The following is a 21,617-nucleotide window of genomic DNA, read 5'->3' as shown; positions in this document are numbered from 1 at the left end:
GAGGCGCTGCGGCGCGATCGCGAGGCGCGGACCGCCGCCGCCGCCGCCGCCGAGGCCGCCGCCCGCGCCGCCGCCGAGGCCGCCGCCCGCGCCGCGACCGAGACGGACCGCCGGGCGGCGCAGGAGGCCGCCTTCGCCCGCCTGTGCGCGGAGGCGGGCTTCGCCGGCATCGCCGCGTTCGAAGCCGCGCGCCTGCCGCCCGGCGAAGCCGACGCCCTGGAGGAGCGGATCGCCGGCTTCGACCAGGCGCTCGCCACCGCGCGCGCGGCCGAGGCGGAGGCGCGGCGAGCGGCGGAGGGCGTCGCGCCGCCCGACCTCGCGGCGCTCGAACGGGCCGCGGAGGAGGCCGCCGCCGAGCAGCGCGCCGCCACCGCGGCCGCGGCGGCGCTCCGCCAGCGCCTGAGCGATGCGGACCGCCTCCTCGCCGCCATCGCCGAGGCCGGGCGCGACCTCGCCGCCGCGCGCGAGGCGCTGGAGCTGCGCCAGGAGCTCGCCGCGCTGGTCGCGGGCAGGAACCCGCAGAACCTCAGCCTCGAGGGCTTCGTGCTGCGCAGCCTGCTCGACGAGGCGCTGTCCGCCGCCAACCGGCGCCTCCGCGCGATGCTGCGCGGGCGCTACCAGCTCCGGCGGGTCGAGGACCCGGTGCGGCGGGGCGTCGGGCTCGACATCGAGGTGCTGGACGAATGGAACGGCGGCGTGCGCCCGCCCGGGACGCTCTCCGGCGGCGAGGGGTTCTGCGCGGCGCTGGCGATGGCGCTCGGCCTCGCCGACACCGTGCAGGCGCACGCCGGCGCGCGCCGGATCGATGCGCTGTTCGTGGACGAGGGGTTCGGCACGCTCGACGAGGAGGCGCTCGACACGGCGATGGAGGTGCTGGCCGGCCTCGGCGGCGGCGACCGGCTGGTGGGGGTGATCAGCCACGTCGCGGAGCTGCGCGCGCGCATCCCCGCGCGGCTCGAGGTCACACCCGGCCGCCGCGGCAGCACCGCGACGTTCCGCATCGGCTGAGCGCGGCCGGGCGGCCGCGGCGCCTCAGGCGGCGCCCGCGACCGCCTGGCGCGGCGCCGCCGCCTCCGCCTCGGGCGGCGCCAGCGCCTCGAGCAGCGCCTGGCGCAGCGCGGCGAGCTTGCGCTCGTTCTCGATCTTCAGGCCGAACACGTCCTTGACGTAGAACACGTCCACCGCGCGCACGCCGTAGGTGGTGATGTGGGCGGAGGCGATCTGCAGCCCCTGGGCGCTGATCGCGGCGGTGACGTCGTGCAGCAGCCCGGGCCGGTCGCGGCCGTTCACCTCGACCACCGTGTGGGTGTTGGAGGCGTGGTTGTCTATGACCACCCGCGGCGGCACGGTGACGGCGCGCAGCCGCGCCGGCTCGCGCCGCACCTTGCGGATCTCCTCCGCCACGCGCAGCCGGCCGGAGAGCGCCTGCTCGATCAGCACGGCGAGGCGGGCGAGGCGGTGCGGCGCATCGAAGGCCCCGCCCGCGGCGTCCTGCACCCAGAAGGTGTCGAGCGCCATGCCGTTGGTCAGGGTGTGGATGCGCGCGTCCACGATCGAGGCGCCGGCGACGGCGAGCGCGCCGGCGATGCGGCTGAACAGGCCCGGGTGGTCGGCGGCGTAGACCGTCACCTCGGTGACGCTGCGCGCCTCGAGCACGCGGGTGCGCACGGTGAGCGGGGCGTCGGCGGCCGCGGCCTCGCGGATCAGGTGGGCGTGGCGGGCGTGGGTCTCGGGGTCGAAGGAGAGCCAGTAGCCGGGATAGCCGAGGGCGAGGAAGCGGCTCACCTCCTCCTGCGGCCAGTCGGCGAGCAGGGCGGCCGCGGCCTGCTTGGCCTGGGCGACGCGCAGGTCGCGCTCCGGCACGGAGAGGCCGCCCTCCAGCACCTCGGCCACGCGCCAGTAGAGCTCGCGCAGCAGCGTCGCCTTCCAGTTGTTCCACACCTTGGGACCGACGGCACGCATGTCGGCCACGGTCAGCACCAGCAGCAGGCGCAGGCGCTCGGGCGACTGGATCAGGTCGGCGATGTCGAGGATGGTCTTGGGGTCCTCGATGTCGCGCTTGAAGGCGGTCTGGCTGATCAGCAGGTGGTGCAGGACGAGCCAGGAGACGGTCTCGGTCTCCTCCGGCGTGAGGCCGAGCAGGGGACAGACCTCCTGGGCGATGCGCGCGCCGAGCTCGGAATGGTCGCCGCCGCGCCCCTTGGCGATGTCGTGCAGCAGTACCGCCATGTAGAGCGCGCGGCGCGACTGGAGCTGGCCGATCAGCTCCGAGGCGACCGGCGCCACCTGCGCGAGCTCGCCGCGCTCGAGCTGGCCGAGCACGCCGATCGCCTCGATCGTGTGCTCGTCCACGGTGAAGACGTGGTAGGTGTCGAACTGCATCAGCCCGACGATGCGCGACCAGTTCGGCAGGTAGCGCGAGAGGAACCCCGCCTCGTTCAGCGCCCGCAGCCAGCGCGCCGCGTCGCGGCCCGTGAGCAGGTCGAGGAAGATCTCGCTCGCCTCCCGGTCGTCGCGCAGGGCGACGGCGGAGCGGGCGTTGCGGATCAGCGCCCGCAGCGCGAGGGGGTGGATCTCGAGGCCGCGGTCGCGCGCCATGCGCATCAGGCGCAGCATCAGCACCGGCTCGCGCCCGAAGTCGCGGCCCGGCGCCGCGATCAGCTTGCCGTCGGCGAGCGCGAATCCGGCGCGCGAGAGCGTCTTGTCCGGCGCCGGCAGCACCGCGGGCGGGCCGAGCGCGGCGCGCTCGATCGCGGGCTCGAGCAGGCGGGTGAGGCGGACGGTGTCGCGCGCGGTCAGGAAGAAGTGCTTCATGAACCGCTCGACGCCGTCCTGCAGCCCGTGGCGGGTGTAGCCCATGCGGGCGCCCACCACCGGTTGCAGGTCGAAGGTCAGGCGCTCCTCGGCACGGCCGGTGACGTAGTGCAGGTGGAAGCGCACGGTCCAGAGGAAGGACCAGGCGCGGCGGATCGCCTTCGCCTCCTGCTCGGTGAGGAGGCCGCCGCCCGGGCTGTCGGGCCCGACCAGCTCCGGCATCTTCTGCACGCCGAAGGCGTAGCGGGCGATCCAGTAGAGGGTCTGCAGGTCGCGCAGGCCGCCGCGCCCCTCCTTGATGTGCGGCTCGACCAGGAACGGGCTGTCGCCGTAGCGCTTGTGGCGCTCGAGCCGCTCCGCCCGCTTGGCGGCGAGGAACTGGCCGAGGCCCCATGCGGCGCGGGCGCGCGCGAACTCCTCGGCGAAGCGGTCGAACACGGCGCGCTCGCCGGCGAGGAAGCGGGCGTCGATCAGCGCCGTCTGCACCGTCGCGTCGGCGCGCGCATCCTCGAGGCACTCCGCCACCGTCCGGGTGGCGTGGCCGACCTTCAACCCGAGGTCCCAGAGCAGGTAGAGCATGAACTCCACCGCGCGCCGGCCGCGCGGGCCGATCGGCCGGCCCTCGGCCACCGGGCCGGGGGTGAGGAACAGCAGGTCGATGTCCGAATAGGGGGCCAGCACGCCGCGGCCGTAGCCCCCGGTGGCGACCAGGGCAAAGGGCGGCTCCTCCGCCTCCGCCGGGGTGCGCGGCGCGATCACGGCGACGGCGTAGGCGTGGATCGCCTGCACCAGCCCGTCCATCAGCGCCGCGAGCCAGCGCGCGGCGGCGAGGCCGGAGAGCTCGCGCGCCTCGAAGCTCGCCTGCACCCGCCCCTGCAGCAGCCCGAGATGGCGGCGCAGCAGGCCGAGCGCCTGGTCGCGCGGGATCGGCGCGACGGCGCCATTCCCGTCCTTCGGCGGGAGCAGCGCGGCGAAGAGGTCGGCCGCCGCCGGCGCGGAAACGTCCGGCGCCGAGGTGGGCGGCATGGCCGAGGGCATCGGCGGAGCGGCCATCGTCTCCCCCACCGGCGCGGGACGCACCGGGGCGGCGGCGCGGGGGAAGGCCTTGCTGTTGATCATGTCGACGGGGATGAGTTTTGCACCGCAGCAACATCCGCGGCAAGGGATTTGAGACGATAGAGCGCGGCAAGGGCCTCGCGCGGGGATAGCGCGTCGGGGTCGAGCCCGGCGAGGGCCGCGAGGACCGGATGCAGCGCCGCCGTCGCCGCCTCCTCTCCTTCCCCCTCCGGCGCGTCCCGGCGGCCCGGGCCGCGCGCAGGCGTCGCGAACAGCGGCAGCTCGTCGGACAGCGGGTCGAGGCCGCGGGCGCGCTCCTCGAGCGCGCGCAGCACCGTCTCGGCGCGCGCCACCACCGCGCGCGGGACGCCGGCGAGGCGCGCGACGTGCAGGCCCCAGGAACGCTCCGCCGCGCCGGGGGCGACGCTGTGCAGGAACACCACCTCGCCGCGCCACTCGCGCACCCGCATGGTGGCCGGCGCCAGCTCCGGCAGGCGGCCGCCGGCGAGCGCGACCAGCTCGTGGAAGTGGGTGGCGAAGATGGCGCGGCAGCGCAGGCGGTCGTGCAGCGCCTCCAGCACCGCCCAGGCGATGGCGAGCCCGTCCCAGGTCGCGGTCCCGCGCCCGACCTCGTCGAGCACCACGAGGCTGCGGGGGCCGGCCTGGTTGAGGATCGCCGCGGTCTCCGCCATTTCCACCATGAATGTGGAGCGTCCGCCGGCAATGTCATCGGCCGCGCCGACGCGCGAGAACAGCCGGTCCACGAGGCCGAGCCGCGCCCGCTCGGCGGGGACGAACAATCCCGCCTGCGCAAGGATCACGATCAGCGCGTTCTGGCGCAGGTAGGTGGACTTGCCGGCCATGTTCGGGCCGGTGAGGAGGCAGATGCGCCGCCCCGGCGAGAGGTCGCAGTCGTTCGGCACGAAGGCCGGGCCGCCCGCCCGGGCCAGCGCCGCCTCGACCACCGGGTGGCGGCCGGCGGTGACGGCGAATTCGGGCCGCTCCACGATCTCCGGCCGGCACCAGACGCCGGAGGCGGCGAGCTCGGCGGCGGCGGCGTGGACGTCGAGCTCCGCCAGCGCCTGCGCCGCCGCGGCGATGCCGGGCGCGGCGTCGAGGCAGAGCCGGCGCAGGTGCTGCACGATCAGGCGCTCGCGCCGCTCCGCCTGCGCGCCCGCCTCGGCCACGCGGCGGTCGAGATCGGCGAGCGCGGGGCAGGTGAAGCGCATCGCGCTGGCCATGGTCTGGCGGTGGATCGGCGCGTGGGGGCCCGCCGCAGGCGGGGCGCGCAGCAGCTTCTCGCCCGCGGCGGCCGGGACCTCGGCGAGGAAGCCGAGCTGCTGGTGGTGGCGGATCTTCAGCGCGGCGACGCCCCAGGCCTGGGCGAGGTCGCGCTGCAGCGCGGCGATCGCCTCGCGCGCGCCGTCGCGCAGGCGGCGCAGCGCGTCGAGCTCGCCGTCATAGTCGGGGGCGACCACGCCCCCGTCCTCGATGCGGGCCGGCAGGGTCCCGGCGAGGGCGCGCGCCAGCTCCGCGCGCGGGCTGGGATCGGGGTGCAGGGCGCGCAGCGCGGCGGCGAGCAGCGGCGGCAGGGGCGGCACGCCGCTCGCCTCGGCCAGCGCCGCGGCGATCGCCTCGGCGCGCCCGAGCCCGTCGCGGATCGCGGCGAGGTCGCGCGGGGCGAACCGGTCGAGCGACAGCCGCGCCAGCGCCCGCGCCATGTCCGGCGCCCCCTTGAGCGCCGCGCGCAGCGCCGCGCGCACCTCCCCGGCGGCGAGCAGGAAGCCGACCGCGTCGTGGCGGGCGGCGATCGCCTCGGCCTCGGTCAGCGGGGCGGCGAGGCGGGCGGCGAGCTCGCGCGCCCCGGCCGCGGTCACGGTGCGGTCCACCGCGCCGAGCAGGCAGTCGCGCGTGCCGCCGCGCTGGTCGCGCAGGATCTCGAGCGAGCGCCGGGTCGGCGCGTCCATCTGCAGCACGCCGCGCCCGCCCTGCGGGGCGGGCGGGGAGAGGCGCGGCAGGCCGCCGGCCTGGGTGGCGCGGACGTAGTCCACCGCCATCGCGGCGGCGGCGATCTCGGCCTCGGTGAAGGCGCCGAACCCGTCGAGGGTGGCGACCCCGAAGGCGGCGGCGAGGCACCGGGCGCCGTCGCGGGGCGGCGCGCCGCGGGCGATGCGCTCGGCGTAGGGGGCGAGCGCCGGGTCGGCGGCGAGCGCCTCCGGTGCCAGCACCTCGGCCGGCTCGAGCCGCGCCAGCAGGGCGGCGAGCGCGCCGCGCGGCAGCGCCTCGGTGGCGAAGGCGCCGGTGCTGACGTCGAGCCAAGCGGCGCCGATCGCCTCGCCCGCCGGCGCCAGCGCCAGCAGCCAGGCGGGGCGCGCCGCCTCGAGCAGCGCCTCCTCGGTGACGGTGCCCGGGGTGACGAGGCGCACCACCTCGCGGCGGATGGTGGCGGCCTTGCGCCGCTTCGCCTCCTCCGGCGTCTCGAGCTGGTCGCAGATGGCGACGCGGAAGCCGCGCCGGATCAGGCGCGCGAGGTAGCCCTCGCAGCTCGCGGCCGGCACACCGCACATCGGCACCGGGCGGCCCTGGTGCTCGCCGCGGAAGGTCAGCGCGATGTCGAGCACCTGCGAGGCGACCTCGGCGTCGCCGAAGAACAGCTCGTAGAAGTCGCCCATGCGGAAGAAGACGAGCGCGTCCGGGTGCGCCGCCTTGGCGGCGAACCACTGCGCCAGCGCCGGGGTCGCGCCGGCGGCGCTGGGGATCGGGTTCGGGTCGTTCCGGTCCATGGGGAGGGCGAAGCTAGCCCGGCCGGTTGCAGGCGCGAAGGGCCGCGCGCGGGGCGGACGGCGCCGGCCGCCGCGAGAGGGACTCGCGCCGCGGCGGCCGAGGCCGCATCATCGCCGCCCGAGCGACCCGATGGGGAGGGACTGAGGATGGACGACGTGGCGAAGGACGCGCCGCTCGGCGATGCGCGCACCGCCCGGATCACCGCCGAGGAGGCGCTGGCGCTGCATGCCGAGGGCCGTCCCGGCAAGCTGGAGATCCGGCTGACCAAGCCGCTGGTTACGGCGCGCGACCTCTCGCTCGCCTACTCCCCCGGCGTGGCCGAGCCCTGCCTGCACATCCACCGCAACCCCGCGCTCGCCTACGACTACACGAGCAAGGGGAACTTCGTCGCCGTCGTCTCCAACGGCACGGCGGTGCTGGGGCTCGGCAACCTCGGGGCGCTGGCGGCGAAGCCGGTGATGGAGGGCAAGGTCGCCCTCTTCAAGCGCTTCGCCGACGTGGACGGCATAGACCTCTGCATCGACACCGAGGACGTGGACGAGTTCGTCAACGCCGTGCGCTTCCTCGGCCCCTCCTTCGGCGGCATCAACCTCGAGGACATCAAGGCGCCGGAGTGCTTCGTCATCGAGCAGCGCCTGCGCGAGCTGATGGACATCCCGGTGTTCCACGACGACCAGCACGGCACGGCGATCGTCGCCGCGGCCGGGCTGATCAACGCGCTGCACCTGACGGGGCGGGACATCGCCGAGACGCGCCTCGTCATCAACGGCGCGGGCGCGGCCTCGATCGCCTGCGCCGAGCTGCTCAAGGCGATGGGGATGCGGCCGGAGAACGTCGTCCTCTGCGACACCAAGGGCGTGATCTGGCGCGGCCGGCGCGAGGGCATGAACCAGTGGAAGTCGGCCCACGCGGTCGAGACCAAGGCGCGCACCCTGGCCGAGGCGCTGGAGGGGGCGGACGTGTTCTTCGGCCTCTCCGTCAAGGGCGCGCTGACGCGCGAGATGGTGCGCGCCATGGCGCCGAAGCCGATCATCTTCGCCATGGCCAACCCCGACCCCGAGATCACGCCGGAGGAGGCGAAGGCGGCGCGGCCCGACTGCATCGTCGCCACCGGCCGCTCCGACTACCCGAACCAGGTCAACAACGTCCTCGGCTTCCCCTTCATCTTCCGCGGCGCGCTCGACGTGCGCGCCTCGACCATCAACGACGCGATGAAGATCGCCGCCGCGCAGGCGCTGGCGATGCTCGCGCGCGAGGACGTGCCCGAGGAGGTGGCCGGCGCCGGCGCCGGCAAGGCGCTGCGCTTCGGCCCCGACTACATCATCCCCAACGCCTTCGATCCCCGCCTGATCTCCCGCGTCCCGCCCGCCGTCGCCAAGGCGGCGATGGATTCGGGGGTGGCGCGGCGCCCGCTGATGGACCTGCGCCGCTACGCGCGCGAGCTCGCCGGCCGGCTCGATCCGACCGCGGCGGCGCTCGAGGCGATCACCGAGCGGGTGCGGGCCAATCCGCGCCGCGTCGTCTTCGCCGAGGGCGAGGAGGAGAAGGTGATCCGCGCCGCCATCGCCTTCCGCAACGCGGGCTACGGCACCCCGGTCCTGATCGGGCGCGAGGACCGCATCCACGCCAGCGTCGCCGCGCTCGGCCTGCCGATGCCGGACGGCATCGAGATCCACAACGCCCGCCTGTCCGAGAGCAACCGCCGCTACGCCGAGTTCCTCTACGCCCGGCGCCAGCGCCAGGGCTTCCTGTTCCGCGACTGCCAGCGCCTGGTGAACCAGGACCGCAACGTCTTCGCCGCCTGCATGGTCGCCCTCGGCGACGCCGACGCGATGGTCACCGGCGTCACCCGCACCTACTCGGTCGCGCTCGAGGGCATCCTGACCGCGATCGACCCGGAGCCGGGCGGCGTGCTGTTCGGCCTGACGCTGATGCTGGCGCGGCGCTCCGGCACCGTGCTGGTCGCGGACACCGCGATCCACGAACGGCCGGACGCGCCGACGCTGGCCGAGATCGCGATCCGGAGCGCGGAGGCGGCGCGGCGGCTCGGGCACGAGCCGCGCGTCGCCTTCCTCTCCTTCTCGACCTTCGGCGACCCTAAGGGCCTGATCCCCGGCTCGATCCGCGACGCGGTGAAGCTGCTCGACGCGCGCGGGGTGGATTTCGAGTACGACGGCGAGATGGGGGCGGACGTGGCGCTCGATCCGGCGCTGCGCTCGGCCCTCTATCCGTTCTGCCGGCTGACGGGACCGGCGAACGTGCTGGTCTGCCCGGGCCTGCACGCGGCGCACATCCTGACCAAGGCAGTACCGCACCTGACCAGCGCGACCACCATCGGCCCGCTGCTGGTGGGCCTGTCGCGCCCGGCGCAGATCGTGCCGGTCGAGGCGGGGGTGAGCCAGATCCTGGAGGTCGCCTCCCTCGCCGCGCACTCCGCGATCCCGCGCTGAGGCGCTTCCCGGCCGGCCGCGCCGCGCCGCCGCCTCCCCCGGCGGCGGACGCGCCCGCGCCGCCGCGGGACCGTCAGTCGGCGATCCCGAGGCGCTCCGCCGCCTGGTGCACCTTGCGTCCGGTCCAGTCGCCCGCGCGCTGCAGCGCCGCGCCGGTCTGCCGGGCGCGCTTCTCCACATGCGCGGCGGTGCGCCGCCCGGCCCGGTCGAGCGCGGCGCCGGTGCGCCGCGCCCCGCGCGCCAGCGCCGCGCCGGCGCGCTGCGCGCCCCGCTCGACCGCCGCGCCGGCGCGCTGGACCACCCCCGGACGCTCCTGCGCCCGCGGCGACGCGAACGGGGCGGCGACGCCGAGCAGCGGCAGCAGCGCCACGGCGGGCAGAAGGCGGCGCCAGCCGGCACGCCGCCCCGGCATCGTCAGCCGTCCACCCGGATGCCGAGCTCGCGGATCAGCGGGCGCCAGATCTCGCACTCGCCCCGGACGAAGGCGTTGAACTGCTCGGGGGTCATGTTCACCACCTCGACGCCGATGTTGCGCGTGTGCGCGGCGAGTTCCGGCGTGCCCATCGCCCGCACCAGCTCCTCGTTCAGCCGGGCGATCACCGGCGCCGGCGTGCCGGCGGGGGCCGAGAGCGACTGCCAGCCGTAGGCCACCGCGCCGGCATGGCCGAGCTCGGCCAGCGTCGGCACGTCCGCAAGCTGGTCGGACCGGCGGTCGCCGAGCTGCGCCAGCACGCGCACCCGGCCCGCGCGCACGAAGGGCAGGCCGGTGGAGGTGTCGATCACCACCAGGTCCACCCGCCCGCCCAGCAGGTCGTTCATCGCCAGCGGGCCGCCGCGATAGGGCACGTGCGTCGCCTCGAGGCCGGTGCGCTTCTTCACCATCTCGCAGGCGAGATGGTGCGGCGAGGCGACGCCCGGCGTGCCGTAGGTCAGGGGGCGCCGCCGCGAGACCTCCACCAGCTCGGCGAAGCTGCGGTAGGGGCTCTCCGGCGTCGCCACGAAGAACAGCGGCCAGCGGCCGATGAAGCCGATGCCGGTGAGGTCGCGGTCGGGATCGTAGGGCAGCCGCTGGTAGAGCGCGGGGTTGTACACCAGCATCCCGTTGTCGGAATGCAGCAGCGTGTGCCCGTCGGGGGCGGAGCGGGCGACCAGCTCGCTCGCCAGCACGGCGCCGCCGCCGGGGCGGTTCTCCACCACGATTGGCTGGCCGAGGCGGGTGCCGATGGCGTTGGCGATCAGGCGCGCCATGGTGTCGGAGGCGCCCCCCGGCGGATAGCCGACGATCCAGCGGATCGGCCGATCGGGCCAGCCGCGGCCGGGCGCCGGGGCTCCCCCCTGGGCGCGCGCCGCGCGGCCCGGCCCCCCCGCCGCCGCGGCCCCGGCCATGCCCAGCACCATGTCCCTGCGTCGCAGCATCCGCTCCTCGCTCCCCCGATCGCGTTCCCGTGGGGGCGCATGATGCGCCACCCGCCGCGCGCACGCTACGGGGGGGCGATGGCGAGGACGCCGGCGAGCAGGGCGAGCCAGAGCGGCAGGGTCACGGCGGAGGCCGCGTGCTCGGTGGTGGTGATCGCCGCCATCAGGGGCGCGTCGCCGCCCATGGCACGGGCCATGACGTAGCTGGTGGAGGCCGTCGGCAGCGCCATGAAGGTGACGGCGACGGCGGTCTCGAGCGGCGGCAGGCGGAGCAGCGTCGCGAGGCCCCAAGTCAGCGCCGGCATCCCGAGCAGCTTGAGCGCGCCGGTCAGCGCCTGCGTCGCCGCCTGCGCGCGCAGCATGCCGAGCGAGAGCGCCGCGCCGACGCAGAGCAGGCCGAGCGCGACCGAGGCGCGCCCGAGCGCGGCGACGAGCGGCGCGAGGCCGGGCGGCAGGCCGCCCAGCATCGCCAGGGCGAAGCCGATCACGCAAGCGAGCATCAGCGGATTGGTCAGCACCTGGCGCAGCAGCGCGAGCGGCCGCGGGCGCGGGCCCGACCCCCGGCCGAGCAGGAAGACGAGCACCGTCACCGTCTGCACCACGGGCACGATCAGCCCGGTCGAGACGGCGGCGAGGGCGAGCCCGGGGGCGCCGAACAGCGCGCCGCAGATGGCGAAGCCCATCAGGTTGTTGAAGCGGATGCCGCCCTGCACCACCGAGGTCATCGCCGCATGTCCGTGGCCGAGGGCGCGGGCGAGGGCGAGGCTCGCCGCGGTGCCGACCGCGAGCGCCCCCCAGATCGCAAGCGCCATGCGGCCGAGCGGCAGGGCCCGCAGATCCACGGCCGAGAGCGCGGTGACGATCAGCGAGGGGAGCAGCACCCAGAAGATCAGGCGCTCCATCCCCGCCCAGACCGCGTCGTCGCGCAGCAGCCGGCGCTTCAGCACCGCGCCGAGCAGCAGCAGCCCGAAGGCCGGGACGAACGCGTCGAGCCAGGGAGTCATGCGGTGCGGACGGGTCGCGAGGCCCTCAGCTCCCGCCGCGGCCGAGCGCGAGGGCCAGCCTGTCGCGCGCCACGGCGGGCGGCGCGGAAGCGGTGCCGGCAGCCGGCGCCGCCCGGCCGGCGCCGGAACCGCCTCCGCCCGCGATCTCGCGCAGGCAGGCGGCCTCGCTGCGCGGCTCGGTGCCGGCGGCGCGCGCCGCGGCGAAGGCGACGCGCAGCGCGCCGGAGGCGGCGGCGGCCGGCACCGGATCGCCGGCGCCGCCGCGCGGCGGCGCCTCCTCGCGGTAGAGGATCACGTCGAGCGCACAGGAACGGGCGGTGTAGAGCCAGATCTCCGCCGCGCCCTCGGGCCGGCGCAGGGAGGGCTCGCCCAGGCGGCGGACGACCGATTCGGCCGGCAGGCCGAGCAGTTGCGCCGCCTCGGCCGGCGGCGGGCCGTCCGCCGTCGCGCGGTGCGGCGCCGCATCGGAGGACGGCAGCGCCGGCGGCGGCGCGGCGGGCGGCGGCGCAGCGGCGGCGTCGCGCCGGAGCGGCGCCGGCGCGGCACGCGGCGATGGCGTTCCGGCGGGAGCAGCGGCCGGCGGGACGGCGCCCGGCCCGCGGCCGTCGCTCGCCGCGCCGACGGCGGCGACGCTCGCGCGCGTGCTGGAGAGCGAGGCCTGCAGCGCGCGCGCGATCGCGGCGGCATCGCCGGTCCCGCGCTCCGTGCCGGCGCAGCCCGCCGCGGCGAGGGCGACGATCGCCGGCAGCGTCCGCGCCGGCGACGGCCGGCGACCAGGCGCCCGGCCGCCGGGCGGCGGGTCGGCGACGGCGGAGCGGCAAGGGGCGGGCGGCTGCCCCTCCCCCGTGCCCACCCCTTCTCCCGCCGCAACGGCTGGCGACGCACGCACCGGCGCTGCCTCCCCCTCCCCCGCGCGCCGTGGAGGACCGAATGGTGCGGCGTCAGGCCTCTGCGGGTTCCGGGCTGCGGGCGGCCGTGGCGCCCGGCGTCGCCGGCATCGCCGGCGGCACCGGCGCGCGGGCGGCGGGGTGCGCCGCGTCGGTCAGCATCTCCATCCGGCCGGTGATCTGACCGCCCTCCTCCACCTGCAGGCGGCGGCAGCGCGCGACGCCGAGCAGCTTGCCGGTCGCGCGGATCACCAGGTTGCCGGTCGCGGTCAGGGTGCCGTCGAAGGTGCCGGCGACCTCGGCGTCCTCGATCTGCACCTCGCCCTTGAACACGCCGGAGTGGGTGATGAGCAGCTCGGCCGCCTGGATCATCTGCGACTCGACGGTGCCCTCGACGACTAGGCGCTCGGCGTCGCTCACCGTGCCCTGCAGGCTGATGCCCTTGCCGACGACGAGGGTGCGGCGCTCGGCCCCCTCGGCGCGCCCGGCACCGCCCTGCGTGGCCGCGGCGGCGCCGGCCGGGCGGGCCCCGGCCAGGACCGGCGCGCCGCGGGCGCCGGCCAGGGGCGATGCCGGCGGGGCGCCGGGCCGCGGCGCGCTCGCACCGGCCATCGGCGCCTCCTTCGGCGCCGGGCGGAAGGGCGGCACGCCAAGCTCCGGATCGCGCGCGACCGGCATCATGGTGCCCCGCGCCGCACCCGAATCGGAATCGGCAGACGGCGCGGTGCTCGCGGCGGCGCCCGGAGCGGCGGCCGGTGTCTCGTCGCGGCGGCGGCGGAAGACGGACATGCTGTTCCCCCTCTCACAGCGGTGCGGGCGCCGCGGCACGCGCTCTCCCCCGCGCCGCGTCTTTCCCGACGTTGCGGCTAGCACGCTCGCGCGATCGCATACAACCAGGAAACCGCGGGTTATCCCCAGTTTCCTCCCGCCCCGGCGTCCCCGGCGCGGCGGGCGCCCCGGTGCAGCAGATGGGTCGCCGCCGCCGTGCCGATGACGGGCACCAGCAGGTTGAGCAGCGGCACCGCGGCCGCCAGCACGCCGAGCGCGCCGAGGCCCAGCACGGAGAGCCGGCGCCGCCGCCGCTCGGCCCGCGCCGCCGCCGTCCCCATGCGGCGCATCGCGACGCTTTCGAACAGCCCCGCGCCGAGGCCCCAGGCGCCGACCAGGAAGGCGAGCGCGGCGCCGACGCCGGGCAGCAGCAGCGCCACCGGGATCAGCACCAGGTGCAGCACCAGCAGCCGGGCCCCGAGTCGCAGGCCGGCCCCGATCTGCGCCGCGATCGAGGCGCCGCCGGCGGGCGGCGGCAGGTGCGGGTAATGGCGGCGCTCCACCGCCGCCGCCACCGGGTCGGCGAACAGCCCGGCGAGCGTGACCAGCGCCGGCACCAGCAGCCAGCCCGCGAGCAGCAGGGCGAGCAGGCCGCCGAGCGCCTGGGCGGCCCAGTCCAGCATCGGGCCGGCGAGCCAGTCCGGGGCGCCCGCCGCAAGCCAGGCCGCGCCGCGCAGCGCCAGCCAGAACAGCAGCGCGAAGCAGGCCGCGGCCGCCGCCGCCGCGCGCCAGAGCGGCCGGCGGAAGGCGGGATCGTCGCATTGGCGGAAGGCGAGCAGGACGGCGTGCAGCAGGGTCATGTTGCGGCTCCGGGGGGCGACGGGTAAGCGGAACGCGCTCCAGGACCGCAGGGCGCCTCCGCATGTCGTCTCCCACCGAACTCGACATCCTCGGCATCGGCAATGCCATCGTGGACGTGCTCGCGCGCGCCGACGACGCCTTCCTCAGCGCGCACCGCATGACCAAGGGCGCCATGCAGCTGATCGACGCGGAGGCGGCGGAGCGGCTCTACGCGGCGATGGGGCCGGGGATCGAGAGCTCCGGCGGCTCGGCCGCGAACACCTGCGCGGCGGCGGCGGCGCTCGGCGCGCGCGTGGGCTTCCTCGGCAAGGTGGCGGCGGACCAGCTCGGCGCGGTGTTCCGCCACGACATCGCCGCCGCGGGCGTGCATTTCCCGACGCCGCCGCTCGCGGGCGGGGCGCCGACCGCGCGCTGCCTGATCCTGGTGACGCCGGACGGGCAGCGGACGATGAACACCTATCTCGGCGCCTGCGTCGCCTTCGGCGAGGCCGATCTCGACCTCGCGGCGCTGCGGGCGGCGCGGATCACCTACCTCGAGGGATACCTGTTCGACCCGCCGGCGGCGCAGGCGGCGTTCCGCGCCGCCTCGGCGGTGGCGCACGCGGCCGGGCGCCGGGTGGCGATCACCCTCTCCGACCCGTTCTGCGTCGCGCGCCACCGCGAGGCCTTCCTCGCCTTCCTGCGCGAGGAGGCCGACATCCTCTTCGCCAACGAGGCGGAGATCCGCGCGCTCTACCAGGTCGAGCGCTTCGAGCACGCCGTGGCGCTGGTGCGCGGCGACGTGGACATCGCGGTGCTGACGCGCGGGCCGGAGGGCAGCGTGGTCGTGGCCGGCGACGCGGCGTACGAGATCCCCGCCATGCCGGTGCGCGTGGTGGACACGACCGGCGCCGGCGACGCCTATGCGGCCGGGTTCCTGGCGGCGCTCGCGCAGGGCCGGGCCCTGCCGGAGTGCGGCCGCTGGGGCGCGGTGGCGGCGGCGGAGGCGATCAGCCATTTCGGCGCGCGGCCGCAGGCGGACCTGAGGGCGCTGGTCGCCCCGTCGCCGCACCGCTGACGCGCGGGCCGGCAGGCCGCGACCGCCGCCCCGCCCGCCGCCCCGCCCGCCGCGAGGCCCCCGCGACCGTCGGCGGCGTTTCCCGCACCGGCGACGCGGCGCACCTCCCGTGCGCGCCGGCGGACCCGAGCGGGGCCCCGCTGCGCCATCGCCGGCGGCGGAGGTAGGCGCGGCGGCATCGGGACGGCGGCCCGGCGCCGGGCGGAGCGGCCGGCGCCGGCGGCTCGCTGCCCGGACGGCGGCATGCCATCCTCGCCGCCCATGAACGACCAGAGTCGATTCCTCGCCCGCCTGCTCGCGATCGCCGCGGCGGGGCTGCTCCTCGTGCTCGCCTGGAACCTCTATCCGCTGATCCAGGCGGAGCTGCTCGCCCCCCGCGCCGTGCCACGGGCGGTGACGCCGCGCGGCGACCTCGCCGAGGACGAGCGCAGCACCATCGCCCTGTTCGAGGCCGCGCGCGATTCCGTGGTGTACATCGCCACCACGGAGCGGGTCCTGAACCCCTGGACGCGCAACGCGCTGGACGTGCCGCGCGGCACCGGCTCGGGCTTCCTCTGGGACCGGCTCGGCCACGTGGTGACCAACCACCACGTGGTCGCCGGCGCCTCCGGCGCGATCGTGCGGCTGGCCGACGGGCGCGCCTTCCGGGCCGCGCTGGTGGGGACCAGCCCGGCGCACGACCTCGCCGTGCTGCGGATCGGCGTCGGCCTCGGCGGGCCCGAGCCGCTGCCGATCGGCACCAGCGGCGACCTCAAGGTCGGACAGAAGGTGTTCGCGATCGGCAATCCCTTCGGGCTCGACTGGACCCTAACCACCGGCATCGTCTCCGCGCTCAACCGCGAGCTGCCGAACGAGGCCGGGGGCGTGATCGAGGGCCTGATCCAGACCGACGCCGCGATCAACCCGGGCAATTCGGGCGGGCCGCTGCTCGATTCCGCGGGCCGGCTGATCGGGGTGAACACCGCGATCTACAGCCCCTCCGGCGCCTATGCCGGGATCGGCTTCGCGGTCCCGGTGGACACGGTCAACCGCGTGGTGCCGCGGCTGATCGCGACCGGGCGCTACGTCCGCCCCTCGCTCGGCGTGCGCGCCGAGGAGCAGGTGAACGCGGCGCTCTCCGCCCGCCTCGGCATCGAGGGCGTGTTCGTGCTCGCGGTGGAGCCGGGATCGCCGGCGGAGAGGGCCGGCATCCGCCCGGCGCAGTTCACCCGCGACGGCGCCTTCCGGGTCGGGGACGTGATCGTGGCGCTGGGCGGACGCCCGGTGCGCCGCGTCGCCGACCTGCTCAACGCGCTCGACCGCAGCGAGCCGGGGCAGACCGTGCCGGTGACGCTGCTGCGCAACGGCGAGCGGATCGAGGTCGCGGTGACGCTCGGCGTCGCGCCGTGAGCGGCGGCGCGCGGGGGATCAGCCGTAGCGCTCCTCGCGCCACGGATCGCCGTGGTTGTGGTAGCCCCGCACCTCCCAGAAGCCCGGCTGGTCCTCCGCGCGCAGCTCGATGCGCGTGATCCACTTCGCGCTCTTCCAGAAGTAGAGGCGCGGCACCACCGCGCGCACCGGCCCGCCGTGCTCGCGCGTCAGCGGCCTGCCCTCCCAGGAATGGGCGAGCATCGCGTCCTCGGCGCCGAATTCCGCGAGCGGCAGGTTGGTGGTATAGCCGTCGTAGGCGTGGAGGACGACGAAGCGCGCCTCCGGCCGCGGGCGGGCGAGGGCGAGCAGCGTGCGCGTCTTCACGCCGGCGAAGCGGTTGTCGTAGCGCGACCACTGCGTGACGCAGTGGATGTCGCAGACCTGCTCCTCCTGCGGCAGGGCGAGGAAGCCCTCCCAGTCCAGGCGGAGCGGGTTTTCCACCAGCCCCTCGACGCGCAGGCGGAACTTCTCCCGCGCGACCTCGGGCTGCACGCCGAGGTCGAGCACCGGCCAGTCGCGCACCAGGGTCTGGCCCGGGGGCAGGCGCGCGCGCGCCGGGCCGGCGGCGGCGCCGGTCAGCAGCCGGCCCTCGCGGGCCCAGTCCTGCTTGCGCGCGATGAGCTTCTCGCGCACCCGTCCGGTCAGGGGGATGTCGCCGTGCCCGTCCTGTTCCGCCATGGCGCCTCGTCCTCCGCCTTCGCGCATAGGTGCCGCCGGACGGGCGCGGCGCAAGGGCCTATCCGGCGATCCCCGCCGCCCGCGCCGCCTCGCCCCACTTCTCCGCCCAGTCGCCGCCGACGAAGTCGAGCACGCGCCCGTCCGGCAGGAAGAACTTGTTGGGCATCTGGAAGACGGCGAGCATCAGCCCGCCTTCCGGCGTCCAGGCCTCGTGGCGGCTGCCGGGCGGGCGATAGACGAAGTCGCCGGGCCCGCACTCGCCGTCGCGGTCCACGAGGCGGCCCTCCAGCACGTAGGTCTGCTCGAGCAGGACGTGCTCGTGGTCCGGCAGCCGCGCGCCGGGCGCCATGCGCAGCAGCACCGTCATCAGGCCCCGCTCGCGGTCCATCAGCAGCGTCTTGAACTCGACGCCCTCGAACATCGCCTTCTCCCAGGGGAGATCGGCGACGCGGACGAAGCGGGAGTCGTGCGGGCCGAGGCCCGCATGGTTGGTCGCCTTGGGAGTGATCGCGGTCATGCGCCGGATGGGCCCTCCTCCGCCGGTCTCGCGGCGCGCCGAGCTTAGGGCCGATCGTGGGCGGCGGGAAACGGCCCTGGCGGCGGGCGGGCCGCGGTGGGGACGGGTGACGCACCCCGCCGTACCATCCGCGCGCCCGATCCATGCCCGCGCCCCTGCGCGATCGGGGCGGATGCCGCCTCCGCCCGGCCGCGTTCGCAGCGGCCGTTGCTGCCCGCCGTGCGCCGGGCGGACCCACGCTCCCGCCCCTTTCCCGGCGTCCGCGGCCGGGCTAGCGCGCCTCGAACATCGGCTCGGTCCCGTCGCGCGCACGCGGCGCGGCGCCGCAGAGCCAGGAACTCTGGCCGAGCCGCGCCTCCGCGCCGCCGAGCGCGAGCGGCGGGATCTCCTCCTTCGCCAGCACCAGGTTGAGCGCGAATCCGGTATCGAGCCCGACGAACAGGCGCGCCAGATCCACCAGGACGCGGTGGCGCGGCGTGCCGGGCAGCAGCGCCTCGAACTCGGCGCGGCGCAGCGGGCCGATGCGGATGATGAAGCGCGCCTGCGGATCCCAGACCTGCGAGCCCGCCGCCGCGCCGCGCCCGAGGGCCGCGTGCCGGCCGGTCCGCCCGCCGCCGAGCCGGGTCTGCTCCGTCTCGGGCAGGCGCACCCAGCCGCCGGCGAACTCCTCGATCTCCACCCGCCCGCCGGTCTCCTCCTCCAGCATCGCCCGCAGCCGCTCCGCGGAACGCGTGCGCGCGGCGAGGTTGCCGGCGTGGAACAGCAGCGTCGGCAGCGGCGGGGCGATCCGTCCGGCGAGGCCCGGCGTGCCCATGCCGATCGCCGCGGCCAGCACCTTCTCCGCCGGCTCGGGGTTGCGGGTCGGGCGGTACTTGGCGCCGGCCTTGACGTAGAGGCCGAGGAGCCGGCGCGCGTTCAGGTCGAGGAAGGCGTGCAGCGCGTGCGAACGCTTGCGCAGCTCGGCCGCGACCGTCGCAGTCACGTGGCGCGGCAGGACGCCGCCGGGGCCGATCAGGCCGAAGGCGGCGACCGTCAGCTCGCCGGACTCGGGCCGCGCCTGCACCACCTCCCCCGCGGCCAGGCCGAGGCGCGGCCAGCTCCTGAAGCGCAGCGCCAGCGGGTCGGCGCCGTCCGCGCCGTGGGCGACGCGCGCGGCGATGTCCGCGGCCTGGTCGAGCGCGAAGCGCGTCGGCTCGCGCGCCAGGCGCTCCTGCGGCGCGAGGGGGCGCAGCACCGGCGAGGGCGGCGGGTCGCCCGGCTCGTCCGGTATGGGAGGCGGGGGCGGCGGCGCGGCCGCCGCCGCGGTCGCCTCGAGGGCCGCGGCGAGCAGCGCGGCGCCGGCCCCGCCTGCGTCCGCCTGCGGCGCGGCGGGGGGCGGCGCGGCGGCTGCGGCGTCCGGCGCGGCCTCCCCGGTCCGGGCCGGCTCCGGCCCGGGGGCGGGTGCGGTTCCGCCGGGCGGCGGACCGGCCGCGTCTCCCTCCGGCGGCGCGGCGGAGGCGCCCTGCGGCGGCACGCGCCGGACGATGATCGTCTCGTCGCTCACAGCAGCGTCCGCGTGCCGCTGCGCGGCGGGAAGCGCACCGCGAGGCCGGAGCGGCCGCGCAGCGCCACCCCCGTGCGCACGAAGGCGTTCACCGTCACCTGCAGCGCCAGGAACCGCTCCAGCACCGCGGCCAGCAGGTAGAGTCCGCCGGCCTGCCAGGCCTGCGGGTCGAAGGTCAGCGTCACCTCGAGCCCGCGCGCGAAGGCGCCCGGCCGCCCGCCCGGCAGCCGCGCGATCCCCGGCGCCGCGTCCACCGCGAGCAGGGCGGAGAGCGCGGCGCGGCTCTCGGCGCTGTCGCGCAGGTCGTGCAGGCGCAGGATCTCGCGCAGCGCCTGCGCCCCCTGCTCGCCGCCGGTGACCGAGAGGTGGTTGAGCGCGAGATGCGAGATCAGCCGCCAGGCGGAACGCTCCCGCAGGGCGGGGCGGAGCGTCGGCGTCGCCGGCGAGAGGCACTCCGCCTGCGCCACCGGCGAACCGCCCTCGGCCACGCGCAGCCGCGGCTGCCCGCCGCCGAAGGGCAGCATGGCGGGCAGGTCGCGGTTGCAGCACAGCGCCTCGACCGTCAGCACCGCATCCGCCGGCCGGGCCGGGTCGAAGGCGGCGTCGCGCAGCAGGAGCGTGGTCTGGGTGCCGGTGAGCGGCGCGGCCGCGGCGCTGCGGCGCGCGATGTAGTGCACCTCCGCGGCCTCGGCGCCCGCCTCCCCCGCGCCCTCGCCGCGGCCGAGGCGGTGGAAGGGCAGCACCTCGCGCCGCGAGCCGTCGGGGCGGCTCTCGCGCACCCGCTCGATCGCGTAGATCTCGAGCGCGCTCGGCCGGCGCGCGTCGGGCAGGACGAGCCACTCCGACTGCGTCCCGTCCATCGCGATCGGCTCGCAGCGCTGCGGGAAGAGGTTGATCGCCGGCGTGCAGCCGAGGGCGAAGTTCTCCGCCGTGACGATCCGCTCGAGCTCGCCGGCCGCGCGCGAGAGATAGACGAAGACCTCGAGCCGGTCGCTCTCCTGCCGTGCGGTGCGCGCGCGCAGCCCGTCGAGGTCGAGGTAGAGGAACTTCTCCGGGAAGGCGAAATACTCGGTCAGCAGCCGGTGGCCGGAGAAGGCGCGGCGCGGCCAGGGCAGCGCCGCCTCCTCCGCCTCGAACCCGGCGGCGGAGAGCGCTTCCGCCGGCAGGATCGTCGGCCGCGGGTCGGCGGGGCCGTCGGCCAGCGCGACCGAGAGCGTCGCCGTGCAGAGCAGCTCGTGCAGCGCCGCCGCGGTGCCGCCGCCGCGGAGGTGCAGGCGGAGGCGGTCGGGCGCGTATTTCGCCAGCGGCAGCTCCGGCACGGCGCTGCGCAGGACGAGCCGCAGGCAGGCGGCCGCTCCCTGCGCGCGCGGATTGGGCGGGGCGACCAGCGGCAGGCCGGTCAGGCGCGCCTGCTCGATCACGAGCGGCCAGAGCGTGACGTCGTGGCAGGTGCGGAAGCGCACCGGCTCGCCGCGCACCGGCTCCGTTTCCAGCGCGAGGCCGCGCGGGACGCGCAGCACCGCCGGGTTGCCGGGCGCCGCCGCCAGGCGGACGGTGGTCATGGACGGCACCGGCGCGAGCAGGTGCGGCGAGAGCATCTCGAGCAGCGCGTCGGAGAGCTCCGGCAGCTCGTCGTCGAGCCGGTGATGCACCCGCGCGGCGAGGAAGGCGACCCCCTCGAGCAGCCGCTCGACCAGCGGATCGTCCACCTGCTCCCGCGTCAGGCGGAGGCGGCCGGCGACCTTCGGATAGGTCTCGGCGAATTCGCCGGCGAGCTTGCGCAGCGCCGCGAGCTCGGCGTTGTAGTAGGAGAGCAGCGCCTCGGACACGGTGCGGGCCTCCTCCTCAGCCGCCGCCGGGGCCCGGGCCCTCGCGCACCGTCACGTCGAGGGTGGTCGGGCGCACGACGGTCTCGAAGGTCACCTGCTCCGGCACCGGGTCGGTGCGCAGCACGGCGTCGATGCGGATGCGGAGCGAGCGGTCGAGCAGCTCGCGGTCGAGCTTGCGGAGCTGCACCGAGACGTGGGCGAGGCGCGGCTCGAAGCGGCGGATCGCGACCTCGATCTCGCGCGCGAGGGCGGCGCGCCGCTCCTCCTGGGTGAAGCTGCCCGCCGTCGGGTCCGGCACGCCGTAGCCGAGCGGCGAGGCGGGAAGCTCGGTCAGGCCGGGCGGCGTCGGCAGCCGGCGGCGGCGCGCGTTGAGCAGCGCCTCGAGGTCGCGGCGCACCGCCGCGCGCAGCAGGTCGAGCGCGTAGCCCGCCGTCAGCGGCGGATCGCGCGGCGCGTCCGGATCGGCGTCGAGCAGCCGGTCGAGCAGCGGCAGGCGGACGCGCGGCTGCCCGCTCCTGCCGTCGCTCATGGCGCGCCCGCGCG

17 protein-coding genes are annotated in these 21,617 nt (G+C 76.8%); 4 read left to right on the top strand and 13 right to left on the bottom strand.

All coding sequences use genetic code 11. The annotated features are described in order from the left end of the window. A partial coding sequence (locus K1J50_RS12250; protein WP_304502914.1) for an SbcC/MukB-like Walker B domain-containing protein occupies positions 1-1,008 on the top strand: 1,008 nt, incomplete at its 5' end. A gap of 24 nt (positions 1,009-1,032) precedes the next feature. Here the strand turns inward: K1J50_RS12250 and K1J50_RS12245 are convergent. Together K1J50_RS12245 and mutS are read right to left on the bottom strand one after the other, a co-directional pair. Then, complete coding sequence (locus tag K1J50_RS12245; RefSeq protein WP_408869373.1) at positions 1,033-3,933, bottom strand: [protein-PII] uridylyltransferase; 2,901 nt, start codon at positions 3,931-3,933, stop codon at positions 1,033-1,035. Then, positions 3,930-6,653, bottom strand: coding sequence for a DNA mismatch repair protein MutS (gene mutS / locus K1J50_RS12240; protein WP_220118000.1), 2,724 nt, complete (start codon positions 6,651-6,653; stop codon positions 3,930-3,932). Before mutS ends, K1J50_RS12245 begins: the two co-directional genes overlap by 4 nt. Before the next feature lie 147 nt (positions 6,654-6,800). On the opposite strand from mutS, the gene K1J50_RS12235 reads away from it, so the two are divergent. Further along, the gene (locus K1J50_RS12235) at positions 6,801-9,104 is read left to right on the top strand and encodes an NADP-dependent malic enzyme (RefSeq protein ID WP_220117999.1); all 2,304 of its coding nucleotides are present in this window, start codon (positions 6,801-6,803) and stop codon (positions 9,102-9,104) included. A 73-nt stretch (positions 9,105-9,177) separates the two neighbouring features. On the opposite strand, the gene K1J50_RS12230 is transcribed toward K1J50_RS12235, so the two are convergent. The 6 genes from K1J50_RS12230 to K1J50_RS12205 all read right to left on the bottom strand — a co-directional run bounded on the left by K1J50_RS12230 (position 9,178) and on the right by K1J50_RS12205 (position 14,039). Further along, positions 9,178-9,516: a hypothetical protein gene (locus tag K1J50_RS12230; protein WP_220117998.1), complete on the bottom strand. Its 339-nt coding sequence runs from the start codon at positions 9,514-9,516 to the stop codon at positions 9,178-9,180. 2 nt (positions 9,517-9,518) lie between these two features. Next, positions 9,519-10,520 (bottom strand): Bug family tripartite tricarboxylate transporter substrate binding protein, encoded by a 1,002-nt coding sequence (locus tag K1J50_RS12225; protein ID WP_220117997.1) that lies wholly within the window; start codon positions 10,518-10,520, stop codon positions 9,519-9,521. A gap of 65 nt (positions 10,521-10,585) precedes the next feature. Further along, positions 10,586-11,524 carry an AEC family transporter gene (locus tag K1J50_RS12220; RefSeq protein WP_220117996.1) on the bottom strand — a complete coding sequence of 313 codons (939 nt, stop codon included), beginning with the start codon at positions 11,522-11,524 and terminating at the stop codon, positions 10,586-10,588. A 25-nt stretch (positions 11,525-11,549) separates the two neighbouring features. After that, positions 11,550-12,377, bottom strand: coding sequence for a hypothetical protein (locus tag K1J50_RS12215; RefSeq protein ID WP_220117995.1), 828 nt, complete (start codon positions 12,375-12,377; stop codon positions 11,550-11,552). An 88-nt stretch (positions 12,378-12,465) separates the two neighbouring features. Next, positions 12,466-13,200, bottom strand: a complete 735-nt coding sequence (locus K1J50_RS12210; protein WP_220117994.1) for a bactofilin family protein — start codon at positions 13,198-13,200, stop codon at positions 12,466-12,468. A gap of 119 nt (positions 13,201-13,319) precedes the next feature. After that, entirely contained in the window at positions 13,320-14,039 is a 720-nt protein-coding gene (locus K1J50_RS12205) for an EI24 domain-containing protein (RefSeq protein WP_220117993.1), read from the bottom strand. 62 nt (positions 14,040-14,101) lie between these two features. Between K1J50_RS12205 and K1J50_RS12200 the strand changes: the two genes are divergently transcribed. Beyond that, positions 14,102-15,097, top strand: coding sequence for an adenosine kinase (locus tag K1J50_RS12200; protein ID WP_220117992.1), 996 nt, complete (start codon positions 14,102-14,104; stop codon positions 15,095-15,097). Between the two features lie 243 nt (positions 15,098-15,340). Beyond that, on the top strand, positions 15,341-16,486 hold the full coding sequence (locus K1J50_RS12195; RefSeq protein ID WP_255575229.1) for a S1C family serine protease: 1,146 nt from the start codon (positions 15,341-15,343) through the stop codon (positions 16,484-16,486). 18 nt (positions 16,487-16,504) lie between these two features. On the opposite strand, the gene K1J50_RS12190 is transcribed toward K1J50_RS12195, so the two are convergent. The 5 genes from K1J50_RS12190 to tssE form a co-directional block, all read right to left on the bottom strand. Further along, entirely contained in the window at positions 16,505-17,185 is a 681-nt protein-coding gene (locus K1J50_RS12190; RefSeq protein ID WP_220117991.1) for a sulfite oxidase-like oxidoreductase, read from the bottom strand. A gap of 58 nt (positions 17,186-17,243) precedes the next feature. Continuing rightward, positions 17,244-17,702 (bottom strand): cupin domain-containing protein, encoded by a 459-nt coding sequence (locus tag K1J50_RS12185; protein WP_220117990.1) that lies wholly within the window; start codon positions 17,700-17,702, stop codon positions 17,244-17,246. A 271-nt stretch (positions 17,703-17,973) separates the two neighbouring features. After that, positions 17,974-19,245 (bottom strand): type VI secretion system baseplate subunit TssG, encoded by a 1,272-nt coding sequence (tssG, locus tag K1J50_RS12180; protein ID WP_220117989.1) that lies wholly within the window; start codon positions 19,243-19,245, stop codon positions 17,974-17,976. Continuing rightward, the gene (gene tssF / locus K1J50_RS12175) at positions 19,242-21,074 is read right to left on the bottom strand and encodes a type VI secretion system baseplate subunit TssF (RefSeq protein WP_220117988.1); all 1,833 of its coding nucleotides are present in this window, start codon (positions 21,072-21,074) and stop codon (positions 19,242-19,244) included. Before tssF ends, tssG begins: the two co-directional genes overlap by 4 nt. 16 nt (positions 21,075-21,090) lie before the next feature. Then, the gene (gene tssE, locus K1J50_RS12170; RefSeq protein ID WP_220117987.1) at positions 21,091-21,603 is read right to left on the bottom strand and encodes a type VI secretion system baseplate subunit TssE; all 513 of its coding nucleotides are present in this window, start codon (positions 21,601-21,603) and stop codon (positions 21,091-21,093) included. Positions 21,604-21,617: the final 14 nt, after the last annotated feature.

The sequence above is a fragment of the Caldovatus aquaticus genome, assembly GCF_019458025.1.
GTDB classification, from domain to species: Bacteria; Pseudomonadota; Alphaproteobacteria; order Acetobacterales; family Acetobacteraceae; genus Caldovatus; species Caldovatus aquaticus.
The sequence above is the reverse complement of the archived record's forward strand: the minus strand, read 5'-3'. Positions and strand labels throughout refer to the sequence as shown.

Bases quoted from the DNA above. Each gene is read 5' to 3' on its own strand.
- mutS (WP_220118000.1), bottom strand. From the start codon at position 6,653: ATGGACCGGAACGACCCGAACCCGATCCCCAGCGCCGCCGGCGCGACC.
- K1J50_RS12230 (WP_220117998.1), bottom strand. From the start codon at position 9,516: ATGCCGGGGCGGCGTGCCGGCTGGCGCCGCCTTCTGCCCGCCGTGGCG.
- K1J50_RS12235 (WP_220117999.1), top strand. From the start codon at position 6,801: ATGGACGACGTGGCGAAGGACGCGCCGCTCGGCGATGCGCGCACCGCC.
- tssE (WP_220117987.1), bottom strand. From the start codon at position 21,603: ATGAGCGACGGCAGGAGCGGGCAGCCGCGCGTCCGCCTGCCGCTGCTC.
- K1J50_RS12220 (WP_220117996.1), bottom strand. From the start codon at position 11,524: ATGACTCCCTGGCTCGACGCGTTCGTCCCGGCCTTCGGGCTGCTGCTG.
- K1J50_RS12210 (WP_220117994.1), bottom strand. From the start codon at position 13,200: ATGTCCGTCTTCCGCCGCCGCCGCGACGAGACACCGGCCGCCGCTCCG.
- K1J50_RS12200 (WP_220117992.1), top strand. From the start codon at position 14,102: ATGTCGTCTCCCACCGAACTCGACATCCTCGGCATCGGCAATGCCATC.
- K1J50_RS12185 (WP_220117990.1), bottom strand. From the start codon at position 17,702: ATGACCGCGATCACTCCCAAGGCGACCAACCATGCGGGCCTCGGCCCG.
- K1J50_RS12205 (WP_220117993.1), bottom strand. From the start codon at position 14,039: ATGACCCTGCTGCACGCCGTCCTGCTCGCCTTCCGCCAATGCGACGAT.
- K1J50_RS12225 (WP_220117997.1), bottom strand. From the start codon at position 10,520: ATGCTGCGACGCAGGGACATGGTGCTGGGCATGGCCGGGGCCGCGGCG.
- K1J50_RS12190 (WP_220117991.1), bottom strand. From the start codon at position 17,185: ATGGCGGAACAGGACGGGCACGGCGACATCCCCCTGACCGGACGGGTG.
- K1J50_RS12245 (WP_408869373.1), bottom strand. From the start codon at position 3,933: ATGATCAACAGCAAGGCCTTCCCCCGCGCCGCCGCCCCGGTGCGTCCC.
- K1J50_RS12195 (WP_255575229.1), top strand. From the start codon at position 15,341: ATGCCATCCTCGCCGCCCATGAACGACCAGAGTCGATTCCTCGCCCGC.